The sequence below is a fragment of the Pseudomonas sp. AC016 genome (assembly GCF_979253365.1).
The window spans coordinates 4,973,121-4,994,303 of record NZ_CEEDCC010000001.1; the positions used below are offsets into that span (position 1 = coordinate 4,973,121).

General features: G+C 61.1%; 16 protein-coding genes. 4 read left to right on the top strand and 12 right to left on the bottom strand.

Going from position 1 to position 21,183, the window contains the following annotated elements; translation table 11 throughout:
- Positions 1 to 10 precede the first annotated feature (10 nt).
- A complete protein-coding gene (locus AC0IXS_RS22520) occupies positions 11 to 169 on the bottom strand; it encodes a DUF3309 family protein (RefSeq protein WP_004879412.1) in 159 nt (52 codons plus the stop codon).
- A gap of 290 nt (positions 170 to 459) precedes the next feature.
- Between AC0IXS_RS22520 and AC0IXS_RS22525 the strand changes: the two genes are divergently transcribed.
- From AC0IXS_RS22525 to csrA, 3 genes are all read left to right on the top strand, one after another.
- Entirely contained in the window at positions 460 to 837 is a 378-nt protein-coding gene (locus tag AC0IXS_RS22525) for a DUF2784 domain-containing protein (protein WP_057407752.1), read from the top strand.
- A 103-nt stretch (positions 838 to 940) separates the two neighbouring features.
- On the top strand, positions 941 to 1,753 hold the full coding sequence (locus AC0IXS_RS22530; RefSeq protein ID WP_471825717.1) for an SDR family oxidoreductase: 813 nt from the start codon (positions 941 to 943) through the stop codon (positions 1,751 to 1,753).
- Positions 1,754 to 1,926: 173 nt separating this feature from the next.
- Complete coding sequence (gene csrA / locus AC0IXS_RS22535; RefSeq protein WP_004879419.1) at positions 1,927 to 2,124, top strand: carbon storage regulator CsrA; 198 nt, start codon at positions 1,927 to 1,929, stop codon at positions 2,122 to 2,124.
- Positions 2,125 to 2,127: 3 nt separating this feature from the next.
- On the opposite strand, the gene AC0IXS_RS22540 is transcribed toward csrA, so the two are convergent.
- The 8 genes from AC0IXS_RS22540 to mnmC all read right to left on the bottom strand — a co-directional run bounded on the left by AC0IXS_RS22540 (position 2,128) and on the right by mnmC (position 14,354).
- Entirely contained in the window at positions 2,128 to 2,355 is a 228-nt protein-coding gene (locus AC0IXS_RS22540; protein WP_004879420.1) for a YheU family protein, read from the bottom strand.
- Positions 2,356 to 2,885: 530 nt separating this feature from the next.
- A complete protein-coding gene (locus tag AC0IXS_RS22545) occupies positions 2,886 to 4,079 on the bottom strand; it encodes an osmoprotectant NAGGN system M42 family peptidase (RefSeq protein ID WP_057407747.1) in 1,194 nt (397 codons plus the stop codon).
- Between the two features lie 83 nt (positions 4,080 to 4,162).
- Positions 4,163 to 5,911: an N-acetylglutaminylglutamine synthetase gene (ngg, locus tag AC0IXS_RS22550; protein ID WP_057407744.1), complete on the bottom strand. Its 1,749-nt coding sequence runs from the start codon at positions 5,909 to 5,911 to the stop codon at positions 4,163 to 4,165.
- A gap of 4 nt (positions 5,912 to 5,915) precedes the next feature.
- Positions 5,916 to 7,688, bottom strand: coding sequence for an N-acetylglutaminylglutamine amidotransferase (locus tag AC0IXS_RS22555; RefSeq protein WP_004879425.1), 1,773 nt, complete (start codon positions 7,686 to 7,688; stop codon positions 5,916 to 5,918).
- Positions 7,689 to 7,855: 167 nt separating this feature from the next.
- Positions 7,856 to 8,932: a lipocalin-like domain-containing protein gene (locus AC0IXS_RS22560; protein WP_122667593.1), complete on the bottom strand. Its 1,077-nt coding sequence runs from the start codon at positions 8,930 to 8,932 to the stop codon at positions 7,856 to 7,858.
- A complete protein-coding gene (locus tag AC0IXS_RS22565) occupies positions 8,922 to 11,390 on the bottom strand; it encodes an ABC transporter permease (RefSeq protein WP_122667592.1) in 2,469 nt (822 codons plus the stop codon). Before AC0IXS_RS22565 ends, AC0IXS_RS22560 begins: the two co-directional genes overlap by 11 nt.
- 1 nt (position 11,391) lies before the next feature.
- Positions 11,392 to 12,060, bottom strand: coding sequence for an ABC transporter ATP-binding protein (locus tag AC0IXS_RS22570; protein ID WP_057407738.1), 669 nt, complete (start codon positions 12,058 to 12,060; stop codon positions 11,392 to 11,394).
- Positions 12,061 to 12,362: 302 nt separating this feature from the next.
- Positions 12,363 to 14,354: a bifunctional tRNA (5-methylaminomethyl-2-thiouridine)(34)-methyltransferase MnmC2/FAD-dependent 5-carboxymethylaminomethyl-2-thiouridine(34) oxidoreductase MnmC1 gene (mnmC, locus tag AC0IXS_RS22575; RefSeq protein ID WP_471825722.1), complete on the bottom strand. Its 1,992-nt coding sequence runs from the start codon at positions 14,352 to 14,354 to the stop codon at positions 12,363 to 12,365.
- Positions 14,355 to 14,505: 151 nt separating this feature from the next.
- Between mnmC and pap the strand changes: the two genes are divergently transcribed.
- Positions 14,506 to 16,002, top strand: coding sequence for a polyphosphate:AMP phosphotransferase (gene pap, locus AC0IXS_RS22580; protein ID WP_029241919.1), 1,497 nt, complete (start codon positions 14,506 to 14,508; stop codon positions 16,000 to 16,002).
- 145 nt (positions 16,003 to 16,147) lie between these two features.
- Here pap and AC0IXS_RS22585 read toward each other — a convergent pair whose 3' ends face one another.
- Genes AC0IXS_RS22585 through AC0IXS_RS22595 form a run of 3 tightly spaced genes read right to left on the bottom strand, consistent with a single transcriptional unit; the run spans position 16,148 to position 21,031 of the window.
- Entirely contained in the window at positions 16,148 to 17,476 is a 1,329-nt protein-coding gene (locus tag AC0IXS_RS22585; protein WP_191957925.1) for an HlyD family type I secretion periplasmic adaptor subunit, read from the bottom strand.
- 12 nt (positions 17,477 to 17,488) lie between these two features.
- The gene (locus AC0IXS_RS22590; protein ID WP_471826281.1) at positions 17,489 to 19,639 is read right to left on the bottom strand and encodes a type I secretion system permease/ATPase; all 2,151 of its coding nucleotides are present in this window, start codon (positions 19,637 to 19,639) and stop codon (positions 17,489 to 17,491) included.
- Between the two features lie 36 nt (positions 19,640 to 19,675).
- Complete coding sequence (locus tag AC0IXS_RS22595) at positions 19,676 to 21,031, bottom strand: TolC family outer membrane protein (RefSeq protein WP_471825725.1); 1,356 nt, start codon at positions 21,029 to 21,031, stop codon at positions 19,676 to 19,678.
- Between the last annotated feature and the right edge of the window lie 152 nt (positions 21,032 to 21,183).

Consider the following 21,183-nt stretch of genomic DNA (forward strand, 5'->3'; position numbering starts at 1 on the left):
GGCAGGAACGTTATATTCTGCCGAGCAATACCAGAATCAGCAGAATGACCAGGATCGTACCGATCACGCCCGATGGACCGTAGCCCCAGCTGCGCGAGTGCGGGAAGACCGGCAGACCGCCGACCAGCAGCAGAATCAGAACGATGATAAGAATAGTGCCGATGCCCATGACGTGAGTTCCTTCTTGTAATTCCGGTTAGAGTTCCTGCAGTTAAAAGCTCTTGGCTCTGAAGCCTTGAGTTTTAGCTGCTTGAAACATCCGACTCTGGCCGTTCATGAAAGGTTCTATCGTCGTTGAATAAAATCTTACAATTTTTAAAAATAATAAAAAACAATGAGTTGCGTAGATTATTTTTGGATTTGATAGTGCAAAACAGATTAATAAAGGGCGTTAAAAGATTGAACTAACGTGCGGTTTATAAATCCGCCCGCTCGATTCACTACTTCAAAGGTGTACCGATGATCTTCCGCCTGGCTGCAGATGCAGTTGTCACGTTTCACCTGCTGTTCATTTTGTTCGTGCTGCTGGGCGGCTTGCTGGTTCTGCGTTGGCCGTGGGCAGCGTTGCTGCACCTTCCCGCCATGGCCTGGGGAGCAGCAGTCGAACTCCTGCATTTGTACTGCCCGTTGACGCCGCTGGAAAATGCCTTGCGCAGCAGAGCGGGCGAGCAGGGTTACGACGGCGGTTTCATCGAGCATTACCTGATCCCGCTGATCTATCCCGCAGGGCTGACGCCACAGATTCAGCTCTGGCTGGGCGGTATCGTTCTGCTGATCAATGCATCGGTATACGGGGCATTGCTCGTTCGTGGCGTGCGCAGGTTCAGGCGCGGATAACACACAGGTTTGCTCCGGGTATTCAGCGTTCTGATGTTGGGGTTGTCCGGCTCCGGCAGTGATTACACTCCGTCTATTCCTGCACATCACAAGGCATTCCGCTATGCAAAACCGCATCATGATTACTGGCGCCGGTTCGGGTCTGGGCCGTGAAATTGCACTGCGCTGGGCGCGCGAAGGCTGGCGTCTGGCGCTGTCGGACGTCAATGACGCCGGTTTGCAGGAAACCCTGAGCCTGGTACGCGAGGCAGGCGGTGACGGTTTCGTTCAGCGCTGCGATGTGCGCGACTACAGCCAGTTGACCGCTTTCGCCCAGGCGTGCGAAGAGCGTTTCGGTGGTATCGACATCATCGTCAACAATGCAGGTGTCGCCTCGGGCGGTTTCTTCAACGAGCTGTCGCTGGAAGACTGGGAATGGCAAATCGCGATCAATCTCATGGGCGTGGTCAAGGGCTGCAAGGCGTTCCTGCCGATGCTGCAGGCAAGCAAGGGCAAGATCATCAACATCGCCTCGATGGCTGCGCTGATGCAGGCGCCGGCCATGAGCAACTACAACGTGGCCAAGGCGGGCGTGGTTGCCCTGTCGGAAAGTCTGCTGGTTGAACTGCATGATCAGGAGGTCGGTGTGCATGTCGTCTGCCCATCGTTCTTCCAGACCAACCTGCTGGATTCCTTTCGCGGACCTACACCGTCGATGAAGGCGCAGATCGGCAGGCTGCTGGAAAAATCCCCGATCACGGCCAGCGACATCGCCAACCACATCTTCGAGCAGGTCGGCAAAGGCGAGTTCATGATCCTGCCTCACGAAGAAGGGCGCATGGCGTGGGAGCTCAAGCGCAAACACCCCGAGGCCATGTATGAGGAAATGACGATCATGTGCGGCAAGATGCGCGCCAAGGCACGGCAGACAAATTGACGGTGTCTGCCTGTTCAGCGTGAATTTTTCAGCTTTTTTGACCCGTAGGTAGGACGTTTCCTTCAGTGCGCTCCGGCGCACGTGAAGGACGTTACTGATTTGCCATCATCGTATTGAAGCCCTCGATTCTGCCCTGCACCCTGACTCTTTTGTAACAACACGAGAGTCGAAAAATGCTGGTACTGACGCGGGAAATTGGCGAGACCTTTTCGATCGGTGATGACATCACCGTGCAGATCCTGGGTGTGAATGGCAATCAGGTCCGCCTGGGTATCGACGCACCCAAGGACATCAAGATCCACCGCGCCGAGGTGTTTCGTCGCATTGCCAACAAGCTGGCAGAGCAGCAGCCGGGATCGCCCGCTGCCTGATACTCAGTCGAAGAATTCCTTGGGCACGTCGTGCTTGAGCATCAACTGACACTGCTGGCTTTCCAGGTCGAAGAAAATCACTGCCTGTCCCTTGGTCAGCGCGTGCCGCACCCGCAGCACACGGGTCTGCAATGGCGTTTCGTCGCCATTGTCAGTGCCTTCGCGGGTGACGAAGTCTTCGATCAGGCGGGTGAGGGTATCGGGTTCAAGCTGGTCGTAGGGGATGAGCATGGCGGTTCTCGGGTCGATAGCCGACGATGATAGTGCGGTGATGGCAGGTGTCGCAATTCATATGGCTGTCAGCAAGGTCTGCCTCGACACTGATCGTGCCCATCGCTCCGCGTGGGCATGCCTCCCGTGACGCTCCGCGTCACAAATGGCACAGACTGTGGATTCGGTTAGCCGAGCGCATGGCTCAGGTCACCTTTGCGCCCTTACGGCGCGCTACTTTGAGGGACCAAAGTAGCCAAAGTCCTTCGCTCCGGTTCCGGCCCCGGCTTCGCCGGGGTTCCTTCGTCCTGACACTGATTCGAGGGTCGCTGCAAATGGGCCATCCATGGCCCAGTGCAGCTCAATCGGCATCCATGCCGATTGCCCCCCGAATCAGCGCCAGGACTCAGCCTTCACCCACGTCGCAATCGGCGGTGTCCGCACTATCGCGCGAAAAAAGCACGACAGTGCCGCTGTCTCACTGGAGAGCCAGATGACGTGTGTACCGCTATCAGTGTGCAGCGAAAACCATAGCTACGATCTGAAGGCGTTTATTCCTCGCGATTCTGCCCGATCAGGCTGTCCACTGGCGGCACCCGTGTGTCGGATTCCATCTGCGCGTCGTGCTCGATCTGATGGCTGAACTGATCCAGCGACGCCTGGGCCGGTTTGGCATCGCTGGCAAAGACCGGCGGGCTGAGCATGTAGGCACCCAGCAGTTTGCTCAGGGCCGCAAGGCTGTCGATGTGCGTACGCTCATAGCCATGGGTTGCGTCGCAGCCGAATGCCAGCAGGGCAGTGCGGATGTCGTGGCCCGAGGTGACGGCCGAGTGCGCATCACTGTAGTAATAACGGAACAGGTCGCGGCGCACCGGCAGTTCATTGTCCACGCCCAGACGCAGCAGGTGGCGGGACAGGTGATAGTCGTAGGGGCCGCCCGAATCCTGCATCGCCACGCTCACCGCATGCTCGCTGGAGTGCTGGCCCGGCGCGACTGGTGCGATGTCGATGCCGACGAATTCACTCACGTCCCACGGCAACACGCCTGCGGCACCCGTACCGGTTTCTTCGGTGATAGTGAACAGTGGGTGACAGTCGATCAGCGGCTCCGCGCCACTGTCGACTATGGATTTCAGCGCGGCCAAGAGGGCAGCAACACCGGCCTTGTCGTCAAGGTGACGGGCGCTGATGTGGCCGCTTTCGGTGAACTCCGGCAACGGATCGAAGGCCACGAAGTCGCCGATACCGATCCCCAGTGACTCACAGTCGGCGCGGGTGGTGCAGTAGGCGTCCAGACGCAGTTCGACGTGGTCCCAGCTGATCGGCATTTCATCGACTGCGGTATTGAATGCGTGTCCCGAAGCCATCAGGGGCAATACGCTGCCACGAATGATGCCGGTGTCGGTGAACACACTCACCCGGCTGCCTTCGGCAAAGCGGCTCGACCAGCAGCCGACGGCGGCGAGAGCCAGACGGCCGTTGTCCTTGACCTCGCGGACGCTGGCACCGATGGTGTCCAGGTGCGCGGAGACGGCACGGTCGGGTGAATTCTGTTTGCCCTTGAGCGTCGCGCGAATGGTGCCGCGGCGCGTCAGTTCGAACGGAATGCCTATTTCTTCGAGACGTTCGGCGACGTAGCGCACGATGGTATCGGTGAAGCCGGTCGGGCTTGGAATCGCGAGCATTTCCAACAGCACTTTCTGCAGGTACTTCAGATCCGGATCGGGGATATTTGCAGGGGTCATGGAAGGCTCCTATTGGGTCAATCGGAAAGCAGCGGGCCGAAGCGGCAATACAGTCGCCGCTTCGGTCCAGCGCTTGTAGCTGTCTAGTTGTGCGCAGGCAGGCTGTGCGGAAACAGCAGGTCGACGAAGCGTTCAGCGGTCGGTTGAGGCTCGTGGTTAGCGAGTCCGACGCGTTCATTGGCTTCGATGAACACATACTCCGGCTGGTCGGCAGCCGGAACCATCAGGTCCAGGCCGACCACCGGGATGTCCAGTGCGCGGGCAGCCCGTACAGCGGCATCGACCAGTACGGGATGCAGAATGGCCGTGACGTCTTCCAGGCAGCCGCCGGTGTGCAGGTTGGCGGTGCGGCGCACAGCCAGGCGCTCGTCCATCGGCAGAACTGTGGAGTAGTCGTGGCCGGCCTCACGCACAGTGCGCTCGGTCTCGCCATCCATGGGGATGCGGCTCTCGCCATCGGTCGCAGCCTCGCGACGACGACTCTGGGCTTCGATCAACTGCTTGATGGTATGGCGGCCATCGCCAATGATCTCGGCGGGGCGGCGTATCGCTGCGGCAACCACTTCGAAACCGATCACCACGATGCGCAGGTCCAGACCTTCGTGAAAGCTTTCCAGAATCACGCGGCTATCGAACTGCTTCGCCTGCCCGATGGCGTTCTGTACATCTTCCGGCGTGCGCAGGTCAACTGCGACGCCTTGGCCCTGCTCGCCGTCCAGCGGCTTGACCACAATCTGACCGTGCTCTTCAAGAAAAGCGCGATTCTGTTCTTCGCTCCCAGCGCGTTGCTGAGCGGGGAGGCGCAGACCGGCTGCCTTCAGAGCGCGGTGCGTCAGGCTTTTGTCCTGGCACAGGGTCATGCTCACGGCGCTGGTCAGATCGCTCAGCGACTCGCGGCAGCGAATGCGACGCCCGCCGTAGCTGAGGGTGAAAAGTCCCGCGTCCGCATCATCGACCTGAACGTCGATCCCGCGCCGATGAGCTTCTTCGACAATGATTCGCGCGTAAGGGTTGAACTCCGCCTGCGGGCCAGGACCGAGGAACAGCGACTCGTTGATGCCGTTCTTGCGCTTGATTGCGAAGGTTTGCAGGTTGCGAAAATTCAGTTTGGCGTACAGCGCCTTGGCCTGTTCGTTGTCATGCAGGACCGACAGGTCGAGGTAGCTCAGGCCACGGCTCATGAAGTGCTCGACCAGATGTCGGACCAGCACCTCACCCACACCCGGGCGCGTGCACTGAGGGTCGACCGCGAGGCACCACAAGCTGCTGCCTTTTTCCGGATCATTGAAGGCTTTCTGATGGTTGAGTCCCATCACACTGCCGATCACGGTGTTGGTGCTTTCATCCTCGGCGATCCAATACACAGGACCGCCCTGATGACGCGGCGTCAGCAGCGAATGATCGATCGGCAACATGCCGCGTGCCAGATACAGGTTATTGATGGCCTGCCAGTCCGACTCGCTCTGCGCGCGACGAATGCGATAGCCGCGAAACACACGTTGCGCCGGGCGGTAGTCACTGAACCACAGACGCAGCGTGTCCGACGGATCAAGAAACAGCTGTTGCGGAGACTGGGCCAGCACCTGTTGGGGCGCAGCCACGTAGAGCGCAATATCACGCTCACCCGGTTTCTCGTTCAGCAACTCCTGAGCCAGCGCAGCCGGATCAGGGTAGGTGTGGCCGATCAGCAGGCGGCCCCAGCCGCAGTGCAGCGCCAGAGGCTCGGCCTCCAGCAGACTGCCATCTTCGGCAAACCGTGCCTGCAGACGTTCGTACGAGGGCGACTGTCGGCGCAACAGGCGTTGGCTGTAAGTCGTCGCATTCTGTTTCATGGGATCACAGTCCTTGTTCGCTGAGCCACAGGTTCAGCGCTGCCAACTGCCACAGCTTGGAGCCACGCAGCGGGGTGAGTTGACCTTCCGGGTTGGTCAGCAATTTGTCGATCATGGCCGGATTGAACAGACCACGGTCCTGACTGGAATCGGTCAGCAACTCGCGCACCCAGTTCAAGGTATCGCCCTGCAAGTGCTTGAGGCCGGGCACCGGAAAATAGCCTTTCTTGCGATCGATCACTTCGGATGGAATGACCATGCGCGCCGCTTCTTTCAGCACATGCTTGCCGCCGTCCGGCAGCTTGAACTTGCCAGGAATGCGGGCGGACAGTTCGACCAGACGGTAGTCCAGAAACGGCGTACGCGCTTCCAGGCCCCAGGCCATGGTCATGTTGTCGACACGTTTGACCGGGTCATCCACCAGCATCACGGTGCTGTCCAGACGCAGGGCCTTGTCGACAGCGGCGCTCGCGCCCGGCTGGGCAAAGTGGTCACGGACAAAATCACCGGCTGCGTCGTTGGCGGTCAGCCACTTCGGCTGCACGGTTTCTGCATATTCTGCGTAGCTGCGGTCGACAAAGGCGTCGCGATAGGCGGCCACCGGGTCGCTCGCACCGTCAACCTGTGGATACCAGTGGTAACCGGCGAACAGCTCGTCAGCACCCTGGCCGCTCTGAACGACCTTGCAATGCTTGGCCACTTCACGCGACAGCAGGTAGAACGCGATGCAGTCGTGGCTGACCATCGGCTCGCTCATCGCACGGAAGGCGGCGGGCAGTTGCTCGATGATCTCGCTTTCCTGGATGCGCAGCTGATGGTGACGGGTGCCGTAGTGCTTGGCGATGAGGTCCGAATACTGGAACTCGTCGCCGCGCTCGCCACCCGCATCCTGGAAACCGATGGAGAAGGTCGACAGGTCTTCGACGCCCACTTCGCGCAGCAGACCGACCAGCATGCTGGAATCGACACCGCCCGACAGCAGCACACCGACATCCACCGCAGCCCGTTGACGAATCGCCACGGCTTCGCGGGTGCTGTCGAGCACGCGGTCGCGCCAGTCTTCCAGGGTGAGGTTTTTCTCGTCCTCATGAGGACCGTACGGCAGCGTCCACCAGACTTTCTGCTCGACCTGACCGCTGGCGTCGATGCGCATCCAGCTGGCCGGTGGCAGTTTCTCGACACCTGCCAACAGCGTGCGTGGCGCAGGGACCACGGCGTGGAAGTTCAGGTAATGGTTGAGCGCGACCGGATCGAGCATCGGGCTGATATCGCCGCCCTTGAGCAGCGCAGGCAGCGACGAGGCGAAACGCAGACGCTTGTCGGTCTTCGACAGGTACAGCGGCTTGACGCCCAGACGGTCGCGGGCGATGAACAGGCGCTTGCTGTCACGCTCCCAGATAGCGAACGCGAACATGCCGTTGAGCTTGGGCAGCATGTCTGCGCCCCACGCGTGATAGCCCTTGAGCAGCACTTCGGTATCGCCACCGGAATGGAACTGATAGCCCAGCGCTTCCAGCTCGGCACGCAGTTCCGGGAAGTTGTAGATCGCACCGTTGAAGGCCATGGACAGGCCAAGGTGGCTGTCGATCATCGGCTGCGCCGACCCATCGGACAGGTCCATGATTTTCAGTCGGCGATGACCAAGGGCAATCGGCCCCTGGCTGTGAAAACCCCACGCATCCGGGCCGCGAGGCGCCAGCTCATGGGTAATGCGTTCAACAGCGGCAAGGTCCGCTGGTTGATGGTCGAAACGTAGTTCACCTGCTAATCCGCACATAAGTCCTTACCGGGTTTCCGTTGGGGAGGTGGCTGAGAAAGTCCAGCCACCCAGAAACTGACCCGAGGCAAAGGCGGTAGTTTTAGAACAAAAAGTTATAAAGATCAGGGCTCTCTGGACGTGGTTCCGGTATCAGGCGTATGGGTTGGACTGGCCGGTGACCGGAATCAATGCCCCGTCATCTCCAGATAGCCCACACCGCTCTGGCTGCCATGGAACCTCACAGGCCCCTCCCAGTAGGGAATGCTCATGCCCATCCAGGCCTTGGGATTGAGCGCTTCGGTGGTGATGTCCAGATGCTTGCCGGGGACCTTGACCGACCAGACTGTGGGCACCTGATGGTCGTCGATGGTTGTGGTCTTGAGGGGTTCAATGCTGATTTCGTCAGCGCTCAGTAACCGGGTGGTGCCATCGACGCCGATCCAGTTGCCTGTCACATAGGGCGTAGCGTTGTTATGGCGAATCCTGTAGAGCATCAACCGGTCGCCATCTGCCAACTGCAGGGAGAACCAGTCCCAGCCAGTCTGATCGGCAGTGAGCGGCTGGCTGCTCCATTCCCGGTCCAGCCATGCGTTGCCGGTGACCTGATAGGTTTTGCCTTCGATCTCGACGCTGCCCTTGGCATCGAAAAACGGTTGGCTGTAGTAATACGACGCCTGTCCTGCATCGGATTTCCGGCTGTAGCCTTCCTTGCCTTGCAGCACCACTGGCTGGGCCGTCGTGAGATTCAGGTGATAGCGGAAATCCTTGCCGCTGGCCTTCAGTTGGACGCTTGCCAGCGGGTCGTCAGTGTGCGAGTCGCTGCTCATCGACCAGTCGTCGATCCACGCAGAGAACGGCGCTGTGGTGACATTGGCCTGATCGACACCGCCACGGGCGTAGCGCTCTGCCACGTAATGCCGGGTCGCCGATGTGGCCGCAGCGTGCCCCAGCCAGACCGTGCCGTCGTTCCAGCCGCTGCCGGTCTGAGTGCCTGGCCGTATGGCGTTGCGAAACAGCGTCCACTGCACGCCGAACTGCTCGCCCTTGTCGTCCTTGAGGGTGGCAGTGATGTACCACCATTCGAGGCGGAAACCGGGGTGCTGTCCATGATCCTGCGGGAACGAAAACACCCGGCCCGGTGTGACCTGGCTGTACGCGTCCGCGGTGTTGCCCAGCCCGGCGAAACCGTTGTCCGGCATCGGCTTGTCGTCGCAGGCGCTCAGCAACAGAGCCAGCATGAGGAGCAGCCATCTAGCGTTCATGGGCAAACGTCCTCAACAGATCGCTTGGACGACTTCTGTACAGCTTGAACAAAGGCCAGGCCGAAGCCAGCAACGTCGCCACCATCGCAAGCAACATCAGTTGCAGCAATTGCAGCGGGAAGACCCGAAGCGGCAATCGCCAGCCGAATGCTTGCACATTGATGACCGCATTCAGGCACCAGGCCAGCGCTATGCCCAATGGCAGAGCCAGCAGCAGAGTCAGTACCGCCAGCATCCACGTCTGGCCAAGGTTGAGCAGCATCAGTTTGCGTCGTGTCACACCCATCGCCCACAGTGGCGCGAGCTGACCGAGGCGACTCTGGCTTTGGGTGAGCAGGCTGATGAACAGCGCTATCCCGGCCACGCCCAGGGTCAGGCTATTGAGTGCAGCGGTGGCTGCGAACGTGCGCTCGAATACCTGACTGGACCAGCTTTTCAGCTGGCTCTGGTCGATGATGTGGCTGTCATCCAGCACAAATTGCTCCCTTAGCGCAGTGATCAACGGTGCGATGGCGGGCTGATCGATTCGCAGATTGAAGCGCACGGGCGTCAGGTTCGGCCAGTGAGCGAGCAGGTGCCTGGCGTTGACCAGCAAGTGGCCCTTGGGGTTGCCGTAATCGGCATAGATACCCACGATACGTGCCGACCATTGGCCTGTGGGCAAAGGAATGTTCAACGTGTCGCCCAGCCCCAGCTTGAGACGACGTGCCATCTGCTCGCTGAGCATGATGGTGTCCTGACTGGCCAACTGGTCCCAGGCGTCGTTCGAGGCTTCGAGCAACTCCCAATGCTGGCGATAAGTTGTGTGATCAATCACGCCAAACAGATCGGCGGGCCAGCCTTGTATCTGTACCGGCACCTGCCAGTTCGGCAGCACGGCCTTGATCTCCGGTTGCTGGTTCAGCCAGGTCTGGAGCGGCTCGGCCTGAGCAGGGTTCTGCGGGCTGACGTACAGTTCAGCGGTCAGGCGCTGCTCCAGCCAACTGTTGAAGGTTTCACGAAAGCCCGAGGTCATGCTGCCCGCGCCGATATTGGCGGCCATCGCCAGCAGCAGTGCCATCAGCGCCAGGCTTAGTGCAGGCAACTGCTGTCTGCAATCGGCCAGGAACCATTGGCCTGTGACCGAACGGCTGCGTTTGAGCAGCGTGCCGAGCACTGCATCCAGCAGTACAGGCAGACCGAGCGCAGCGCCGAGCAGTATCGAACTCACCAGCACGAATCCCAGTAACAACGAATGGCCCAGCAACAGGGCAGCCAGTGCGACGACTGCGCAGAGTACTGCGACCCAGCCCTGGCGCCGCAGCCAGCGAGCGTGAGCCTGCTGCCACGCCTGTGCGTCGGCCAGTGCCAGCAAAGGCATGCGAGCGGCGCGCAGCAGGCTGTTGGCACCCGCCAGCAGCGCGCCGAGCAGGCTGACGCCGATGCCGCTGAACCACCACCCTGCGCTCAGATTCAGTTGCCCGGCGACTTCGGCGCCGTAAAGCCCTCGCAGGCTGGCAGCGACGTCCGGCAGCAGCAGGCTTGCCAGCAGGTAGCCGCTGATTACCCCGAATAACCCGCCGAGCAGCGCCAGAGCACCGAGCTCCATGCCCAGCGTTGCAATCAGCATTCGGGCGGTAACACCGCAGGCTCTCAGGTTGCGCAGCAGGCCGCGGCGTTGCTCGAGCGCCAGACCGATCGCCGCGTGTACGATGAACAAACCGACAATGAATGAAAGCACACCCAGTGCATTCAGGTTCAGGTGAAAGCTTTCGGTCAGGCGCTCAAGATTGTTTTCTTCGCCCGCTTTCCTCATCACCAGTTTGCCTGCCAGCGGATCAGGCATGGGCGCTGAGAATCCCTCGGGCAATAGCAGCCGAGACAGTTGGCCGTTGGCACCGAGCAGCGGCTGGGCAAAACCGATGTCGGTGAGCAGCAGGCCGGGGGCCATGTCCGGCGTCACGCGCAGAGGCGGCAGCGATTCGCCGTTTTCCGCCACAGGTTGCTGGCCTTCCTTGAGGTTCAGTGCCTGCAGGGTCTGCGGCGAGATCCAGGTCGTCCCCGGCGGCGCAAGGAAGTCCACGACCTGTTGCGCATCAAGCTTTTGCCCCGCCAGTGAGGATCCTTTGGGCAAGGTCACAGGCTCGATGCCCATCAGTTGAAGCCGTTGGTCTTCGTGCCCTTTGAGCGTGATCCGGCCCTGCACCATGGGCGACACCGGCCAGCCTGCACGACGCAATTGAATGAACAGGTCCTGTGGGAACACCTTGCCGTCGGCCGCTTCGATGTAGGACTGCGGTTGGCCGCCAATCAACTGGCTGGCCTGCTGATAGCTTTCCCGCGCCTGACTGTTCAATGCCTGGACGCCGGTCAACAGTGCCGTCGCCAGCCACAGCCCGGTCAGCACGCTGAAGAACTGCACGGGGTGGCGTCGCCAGTGGCTGAGCAGGGCGCGCAACGTCCAGTAAAACACCCGCATGTCAGCGCTCGCCTTCGTTCGCCAGGCGGCCCAGATGCAGCACCTGTGTGCGCGCCAGTCGTGCTGCGATGCGCGGGCTGTGAGTGACCATCAGGAGGGTGGTTGCGCTGTCGTCGAGCAGGTCCAGCAACAATTGCAGCACTTCGCCACTGGTGGTTTCGTCGAGGTTTCCAGTGGGTTCGTCCGCCAATAGCAGACTCGGCCGGGAGGCAAGGGCGCGGCCGATGGCGACACGTTGCTGCTGGCCGCCGGACAACTGCTCGGGATAACGGTCCAGCAGCGCATCCAGACCCAGGCGCTCGACCAGCCGTGCCTGCCAGATCGGGTCGTAGCGCCCGGCCAGACGCGCCTGAAACGCCAGGTTATCGGCAACCTTGAGGCTGCCGATCAGGTTGAATTGCTGGAACACTAGACCGATTTCCGTACGCCGCCAGTTTGCCAGCTGGCTTTCGTTCATCAGGTCCAGACGCTGCCCGGCGATTTCGATCGTGCCTGAGTCTGCATGATCAAGCCCGGCGACCAGATGCAGCAGCGTGCTCTTGCCACTGCCCGATTCGCCCATCAACGCCAGGCTTTCACCTCGCGCCATGTGCAGATCGACACCCCGCAAAACCGCCAATGGGCCTTGAGCCGTGGTGTAATTCTTGAATACGTCTCGCACTTGCAACATGAGGGGCTCGACTGGATGTACTGACAATAAGGATAGCGGCTGAGCGAGTGTGCGTCGCTGAGTGGCTTAATACTGATTGCGCTAAGGGCAGCGTGTTCCGCTGAACACTCGCGTAAGGCCGGGAATGTGACGCAGAGCCTTACGGGCTGCATGCTTATCGCTCTGCACTCATCGTTATACACAAGTCTTGCTGCAACCAACGGACTGTGGGAGGCGGCTTGCCGGCGATGCATTTTCCGAAGCAACACATCAGCGACTGAGCTGACGCCATCGCCGGCAAGCCGCCTCCCACGGGTACGCATTCAGTCAGAGACTTTATGCTCGCCCCGAATCAATCCGCGCAAGGTAAACCGGTTCGGGTGACAGGCTTCGGCGACGCTGCGAGGCAGCGGCAGCGGTTCGTCGTCGAGCCAGGCGGCGAGCAGTTCGGCGCACAGCGGGGCGGTGATCAATCCACGTGAGCCGTGGCCGCTGTTGACGTAAAAACCGTCCAGCCAGGGACAGGCGACGTCCGGCACCTGACGTGCATCCTTGCCCAGTGCAGCGAAAGCTTCCATAAATGCTTCACGGTCCGCCAGCGGGCCGACAATGGGCAGGTAATCGGGGCTGGTGCAGCGAAACGCGGCGCGGCCTTGCAGTTGCTCGGGTGGCAGGTCTGCTGCTTCCAGACGCTGTACAAGATCATGGGAAATCTTCTCAAGCATCTGCAGATTGCCCAGATGATCGGCCAGATTGGGCGTCAGATCGACGCTGTTGAAGTCAAAGCTCGCCCCCAGCGTATGTTCGCCCAGGCGCGCGGGCGCGACGTAACCTTCGGCGCAGACCACCGTGCTCAATGCCGTGCTGGCCGGGGTCTGCGGCAGGCGAGTGATCTGCCCGCGAATGCGCTTGAGCGGCAACTCCGCGCTTTGCGGAAACTGTTTGATGTCGGCGGCACCGGCCAGCACCACAACTGGCGCGCTGTCGATCAAGCGCTCGTTATCCCACGCCTGCCACTGCCCACCGACCTGACGCAGTTCCAGCGCCTCGTGATGAGCGATCAACCGAATGTTCAGGTGGGTGGCCTGCACATCGCAGAGGGCAGGCGGATGAACCCAGCCGCCTTCCGGGTAAAACAGCCCGCCGCTGGCCAGCCGGATACCGCTGCGTGCTTGGGCCGCAGACTGGTCCAGCAGGTGCAGAAGCGATTCGGGAAAGGCCTCGGCCAGTTGTGCCTGACGTTTGCCTTCCTTGTCGTCGAAGGTCAGTTGCAGCACACCGCAACCGTCCCAGTCCACACCGCGCTGCAAGCGTTCGAGCAGGCGCCGGGTATGCCCGAACCCGCTGAGAATCAATTGGGACAACGCCGTGCCGTGCGCCGACAGCTTGAGGTACAACACGCCCTGCGGATTACCCGACGCTTCCTGCGCGGGCGCGGCATGACGCTCCAGCAGGCTCACCTGCCAGCCCCTGTTCGCCAGGCTCTCGGCCGTGGCGCAACCGGCCAGCCCGGCGCCGATCACCAATGCCTTGCGCTCATTGTGCAGCGCAGGCGGACGGGCGAACCAGGGTTTGGCGGCGGGCACAGGGACGGCCTCTTCAGGCCACGCGATGAACGTACCGCGCAGCACTTCCCATTTATGACCGATTCCCGGCACGCGCTTCATCTTGAAACCCGCAGCATTCAGTGCGCGGCGTACCCAGCCGGTGCTGGTGAAGGTGCCGATGGTCGTCGCTGTCGTCGACAGTCGCGCCAACTCGGCAAACAGCTCCGGTGTCCACATCTCGGGGTTTTTTGCGGGCGCGAAGCCATCGAGAAACCATGCATCGATCTGGCCGTCGAGCTGTGGCAGCATGTCCAGCGCATCGCCGATCAGCAGCGTCAGCGTGATCCGGCCCTGATCGAACACCATGCGCTGAAAGCCCTCATGCACGGCCACGTACTGATCAAGCAAAGGATCTGCGAACGCCGCCAGCTCCGGCCACAACGCCAGCGCCCGTTGCAGGTCGTCGCGGCTCAACGGGTATTTTTCGAAGCTGACGAACTGCAGCCTTGCACCGGGGCGGGCGCATTCTTCGAACAACTGCCAGGCGCAGAGGAAATTGAGCCCGGTGCCAAAACCGGTTTCACCGATGATCAGCCGTCCGTCTTCCGGCAATTCCGTGAAGCGTCGGCGCAGGTCGTTCTGCACCAGAAACACATGGCGCGTCTCTTCAAGACCGGATTCGGTGGAAAAGTACACATCGGAAAACGTACGCGAATGCGGATTGCCGTGTTCGTCCCAGTCGATCTGGGCGTGGCGGGTAATGGTCATGTTCGGCTCAGCGGTGGCAATGGCCGCATTTTAGCCGTGTGTGCGGATAAAAGCGGCATTGCTGTTGCACCGATTGACCCATGTGGGCATTCGGTGGTCACTATATGCATCTGGCCATCATCCCCGGCCCCGATCATGAAGGGAGCAGTGCATGTTTGAATCCGCTGAAATCGGTCACGCCATCGACGACGAAACCTACGAGGCCGCCGTGCCAGCCTTGCGCGAGGCGTTGCTCGAAGCCCAGTACGATCTGCATGAGCAGGCCGGACGGCAGGTCATCGTGCTGATCAATGGCATCGAAGGCGCGGGCAAGGGCGAGACCGTCAAGCTGCTCAACGAATGGATGGACCCGCGTTATATCGAGGTGCGCACCTTCGATCAGCAGACTGACGAGGAACTGGCCCATCCACCGGTCTGGCGCTACTGGCGACAATTGCCCGCGAAGGGGCGCATGGGGATTTTCTTCGGCAACTGGTACAGCCAGATGCTGCAGGGCCGGGTGCACGGTCGTTTCAAGGATGCGGTACTGGATCAGGCCATCAGCGGTGCCGAACGTCTGGAAAAGATGCTCTGCGATGAAGGCGCGGTGATCTTCAAGTTCTGGTTTCACCTGTCCAAGAAGCAGATGAAATTGCGCCTCAAGACGCTGAAGGACGACCCGTTGCACAGCTGGCGCATCAGCCCGCTGGACTGGCAGCAGTCCCGAACCTACGACAAGTTCGTGCGCTTCGGTGAGCGTGTGTTGCGCCGCACTAGCCGCGAATACGCGCCGTGGCATGTCATTGAAGGCGTGGACGCCAATTATCGCAGCCTCACCGTCGGGCGCTTGCTGCTCGAAGGCATGCAGGCGGCACTGAACAAGGTCGAACCTGAGGTCAAGTCGCAGAGCGCAGGCCCGCAGGCGAGCCACGACGAAGAGCTGACCCTGCTGGACAGCCTCGACCTGAGCCGCAGTCTGGAAAAGGATGATTACAAGGAAGCGCTGATCACCGAGCAGGCGCGCCTGTCCGGCAACCTGCGCGACAAGCGGATGAAGCGTCATGCGCTGGTGGCGGTGTTCGAAGGCAACGATGCGGCCGGCAAGGGCGGGGCGATCCGTCGTGTTGCGGCGGCCCTGGACCCGAGGCAGTACGCCATCGTGCCGATTGCCGCACCGACTCAGGACGAGCGCGCTCAGCCTTATCTGTGGCGATTCTGGCGACAGATTCCGGCACGCGGCAAGTTCACCATTTTTGATCGTTCCTGGTACGGGCGCGTGCTGGTGGAGCGGGTCGAAGGTTTCTGCAGCGAATCCGACTGGATGCGCGCTTACTCCGAAATCAACGACTTCGAAGAACAGCTCACCGATTTCGGCATCGTGGTCGTGAAGTTCTGGCTGGCGATTGATGAACAGACCCAACTGGAGCGCTTCGAGGAGCGTGAGCAGATCCCGTTCAAGCGTTACAAGATCACCGAGGACGATTGGCGCAACCGCAAGAAGTGGCCGCAATACCGTCAGGCCGTCGGCGAAATGGTCGACCGCACCAGCACCGAAATCGCACCCTGGACGCTGGTCGAAGCCAACGACAAGCGCTGGGCCCGGGTCAAGGTACTGCGCACGCTCAACGAAGCGCTTGAGGCTGCGTTCGCCAAGGACAAGAAGAAGTAACAACAACCCGTGGGAGGCGGCTTGCGGGCGATGAACGATGACGCGATTTTCCTGACAGACTGCGTCGGCTGCATCGCCGGCAAGCCGCCTCCCGAAAAATCGCTTTTTTTCAGTGGCTTACAGGTTTCAGCAAGCGTTGCACGACTCACCGCTCACGCAACGCTTCGGCCCGGGCCTTGAGTACCGGCTTGAGCAGGTAATCCAGCACGCTTTTCTCCCCGGTGATGATGTCCACGGTGGCGATCATGCCGGGGATGATCAGCAGCGGCCTGCTGTCGCTGCCCAGGTGATTGCTGTCGGTGCGCACCTGTATCAGGTAGAAGCTGTTGTCCTTGTCGTCAGTGATGGTGTCGGCGCCGATCATTTCCAGGCGCGCAGGCAGGCCGCCATAAAGGGTGTAGTCGTACGCGCTGAACTTGACCATGGCCTTCTGGCCGGGGTGCAGGAAGGCGACGTCCTGCGGGCGCACTTTCGCTTCGATCAGCAGGTTGTCTTCCAGTGGCACGATTTCCAGCAGGTCGCTGCCGGGCTGAACCACGCCGCCGATGGTGTTGACCTTGAGGGTCTTGACGATGCCGCGCACCGGCGACACCACTGTCGTACGGCTCATTCGGTCGTCGATGGCGATACGGCTGGCGCTGATTCGGGCCAGGTCGTTGCGCTTTTCGTTGAGTTCGCGGGCAGCGTCAGCGCGAAACGCGAGTTCCGATTCCTGCACCCGGCTTTTTATTTCACTGATGGCCGCCTCGGCCCTCGGGATTGCCAGAGTGTTGGCGTTCATCGAGCCGCGAAGTTCTACAGCGTTACGTTTGAGGCGCAGGATTTCCACCGGGGACACTGCGCCGGAGCTGACCAGCGGTGCCGACATGTCCAGCTCCTGCTGAACCAGCGCCAGGCTGCTGCGAAACTGCTCCTGTTTGGAACGAAACTCGGCCAATTCCTGGGTCTTCTGACGCAATTGCTCGTTGAGCGTGCGCTGCTCGCTGGCCAGTCGCCGCTGCCGGGATTCATACAGCGCCTGCTCGTCGACAGCCACTTGCGGAGCGCTGGACGTCACTTCAGCAGGCAGCGTCAGCGCACGACCTTCGGCCTCGGCGGCCAGCCGCTCTACTTGCGCGGTCAGGGTCAGACGGTCGACTTCGCTTTCGCTGCGGCTGGACATGAATCGCGTGTCATCGAGGCGCAGCAGGGTGTCGCCTTTGTCCACCACCTGACCTTCTCGCACAAATATATCGCTCACGATCCCGCCTTCCAGGTTCTGGATGACCTGCACCTTGCTCGACGGAATGGCCTTGCCTTCGCCGGTGGTGACTTCTTCCAGCACCGCGAATCCGGCCCAGAGCAAAGCGCCAAGCAACAGTGCGGCGGCAATCCACACTGTCAGGCTCATGGCGCGTGACGAGGGGGCTGCCAGCGCGGCAGACCGATAGGGCAGGAACCTGTGCTCGACGTGACGGCTGCCGGACGTGGTCATGAATATTCTCCTTCAAACCGGCGCCGGGCCGATCTGGCCCTTGCGCAGTGCTTCGATGACAGCGTCCTTCGGGCCGTCTGCAACCAGCTTGCCGTGGTCGAGCACCAGCAGGCGGTCGACCAGGGTCAGCATCGACAGACGATGGGTGATCAGCAGCAGGGTCTTGCCGGGCATCAGGCGATGCAGGTGTTGGCGCAGGTGTTCTTCGCTGGCGTTGTCCATGTGGCTGGTAGGCTCGTCGAGCAGCAGAATGGGCGGGTCCAGCAGCAGGGCGCGCGCCAGCAATACGCTCTGCCGCTGCCCGCCGGAGAGCAACTGGCCGCGCTCGCCGACGGGCCGGTCAAAGCCTCGCGGATGACGCAACGCCAGCTCATCGACGCCGGTGATGCGTGCCACTTCCAGCATGCGCGTGTCGCTCACCTGGCGTGCGCCCAGTAACAGGTTGTCGCGCAGGCTGCCCGCCAGCAGCGGCAAATCATGGGCGACGTACCCGATCTGTTGGCGCAGTTCACTGATGTCCAGTTGCTGCAGGTCCAGGTTGTCGAACAGCACCTGACCTTCGTCCGGCGTGCGAAAGCCCATCAGCAGACGCGCCAGTGTGCTTTTGCCCGAACCGCTGCGGCCAATGATGCCGACGCGTTCCCCAGGTTCCAGACTGAAGCGAATACCGTTCAGGGCCGGCGCACCCTTGGGTTCATAGGCAAAACGCAGGTTGCTGATGCTCACCGCGCCTTTGAGCGGTGGTGTTTGCAGCGGGCGTTTTTCCGGCGCCTGTTCCTGAGGCAATGCCATCAACGCGTCGGTACTTTTCATCGTCAGTTGCGCTTGCTGGTAGCGGGTGATCAGCCCCGCGACTTGCCCGAGCGGCGCCAGCACCCGGCTCCCCAACATGTAAGTCGCCACCAGCGCACCGACGCTCAGGTGCCCGCCGATGATGCTGTAGACCCCGGCGACCAGCGTGGCCATGCCGCAGAACTGCTGCACGAACAGTGTGCCGTTGCTGGCCAGTGCGGCGAGGTGACGGGCGCGGCTGTCCAGTCGGTTCAGGGCGCCGTGGGTGCTTTCCCACTGATGCTGACGTTCACTCTGAGCATTGCAGGCCTTGAGTGTTTCCAGACCGCCGAGGGTTTCGATCAGCAAGGCCTGACGCGCGGCACCCAGACTCAGGCTTTTCTGCACCGTGTCACGCAGACGAATCTGAATCGCCCAGGCAAAGGCGACCGTCAGCGGAAAGGCCAGCAGCGGAATCAGCACCAGCCAGCCGCCCAGCAGGCCAATGACCGCCAGCATCAGAATCGCGAAAGGCAGGTCGATCAGGCTGGTCAGGGTCACGGCGGTCAGGAACTCGCGCAGTCCCTGAAAGTCATGAATGCTCTGGGCAAAGCCCCCGACCGTGGCCGGGCGCGCCTTGAGGTTCATGCCGATGATGCGCTCGAACAGCGTCGCGCAAAGGATCAGATCAGTCTTGCTGCCCGCCTGATCCAGCAGCCGGGCGCGGATCAGGCGCAGGCCCATTTCGAACAGTGTGCCGATCAGCAGACCGATGACCAGCACCCAAAGGGTTGCGGTGGCCTGATTGGGCACCACGCGGTCGTAGGTCTGCATGACGAACAGCGGGACCATCAGGCCGAGCACATTGATCAGCAGGCTGGCGAGAATCGCGTCGCCATACAGTCTTCGGGACAGTCTTGCGGTGTCGCGAAACCAGGAGGTCACTCTGGGCAGCAGAGGCGAGCGCAGTTGTTCCAGTTCATGGTGCGGGCTGGCGAACAGCGCCTGACCGGTGTAGCGCTGCGCCAGTTGTTCAGGCGCGACCCACTGCTCGCCGCCCTGGTTTTCCGAGGGCAGGATCAACAGTCGGCCTGATTTGTCACGACGCACCAGCACCGCGCAATGCTGGTCCTTCAGCAACAGCAGCACGGGCAGGTTCATCGCGTGGATCTGTTCCAGATCGCGACGCAGCCAGCGCGCCTGCAGACCGGCGCGGGCAGCGGCCCTTGGCATCAGCGAGGGTTCGAGCCGCTGATTGCTCATCGGCAAACCCACACTCAGGCTGGCGCGGCTGTTGGATCGGCCATGCAACCGGCAGAGCATCATCAGGCCGTCGAGCAACGGATCCTCGACATCGGTGAACGATGCTTCATGCATATCGGCATCAGGCATTTTCAGACTGTTCAAGAGCGTGCTCCCGGTCGCGGCTTATTTGAGTTCGGGCAGGCGGGCTTCGCTCTGCACCTCGTTCAGCGCCACTGCTTCGGCAGGCAGTACCACACGCTGTTTGCGCAGCAGCTCACCTTCACTGGCCAGCACCCGGTACATGGCCAGTTCCTCGGTGTAACGCACTTCGGTGTAGCGACGGCTGGCGTTGTACAGCTCGTTTTCGCTGTCCAGCAGATCCAGCGGGCTGCGCTGGCCCAGCCCGAACTGATCCTGATAAGCCGTGCGCACGCGGGTCGTCGATTCGACGTATTCACGTGCAATCGGTGTCTGCTGACGGGCGTTGCTCATGGCATTCCATGCCAGCGACATGTTCTCGTTGAGCATGCGCAATGCGTTGTTGCGAATGTCCATTGCCTGACCGGTCTTGTGCGCATTGGAGCGCATGCGCGCCTTGTCGCGGTTGCCGTTGAACAGGTTGTAATTCATCACCACGGCGGCGCGCCATTCGTTGTCGTGGCCGCGTTCGCCCTGCAGGTTGTCGTTGGCCCCGATTGCCAGTTCGGCGTCGAAGCGCGGGTAGAAAGGGGCCTTGGCGATTTCGTACTGTTTTTCGGCCGCCTGGACATCGGCCTGCGCCGACTTCAGATAAGGGTTGTTGAGCAGCATGCTTTGCTGCGCATCACTCAGGCTAAGCGGCACTTCGCCCTTGATCGAGGGTGGCGATTCCAGTTCGTCAGGCAGGCGACCCACGGCGCTCTGGAAGTTGGCTTCAGCGTCAGCCAGATCTACCTGCGCGGTGTGGAAGTTGTTTTGCGCCAGGGCGCGACGTGCCAGCGACTGATCACGGTCGGCCAGGCTGCCGACGCCTCGCTCGCTGCGCAGGTTGATCTGGTCATTGATGCGCAGGTGCGCCTGCAGGTTGTTTTTCGCCAGCGTCAGCAGTTCGCGACGCTTTAGCACTTCCAGGTACACCTCGACAGCGCGCAACGCCAGGCTCTGCGACGTCCCTTGTACGTAGTAGGCCCGCGAGTTGACCACCGCTTGTGTGCGTCCGATTTCGTTCGGCGTGTTGAAACCGTCGAACAACAACTGACGCAGGCGCAGTTCCGACTGGGTGTAGGTCATGGCTTCGGTGTTGTGCCCATACAGTGCGCGTGTGCTCGGGCTGTCGTTCTTCTGTCTGCCGTAGGCGGCAATGGCGTCAACCACTGGCAGATAACCACCCTTGGCCACATTCAGCTCTTCATCTGCAGACAGGCGTTCATGTTTGCCTGCCTGTACTTCAGGGTGATTGTCGAGGGTGCTTTGAATGGCTTCAGTCAGCGAAATGGCTTGCGCTTGCGCACAGGCCACTGCCAGGACCACAGCACTGTAAAGCGGGGTTAAATCGCGCATGGAGGACTTCTCCGTAAGGTGGTTCCTGATCGCCAAAAAAGTGACGATTCGTGTGGTGTCAGCCGTATCAGGCGTGTAACAACACAGCTAAGAACAACTTTGAGAAAACCTCAGACGCTTTTTTCATAGGGGTTATGCCAAAAAAAACTTAT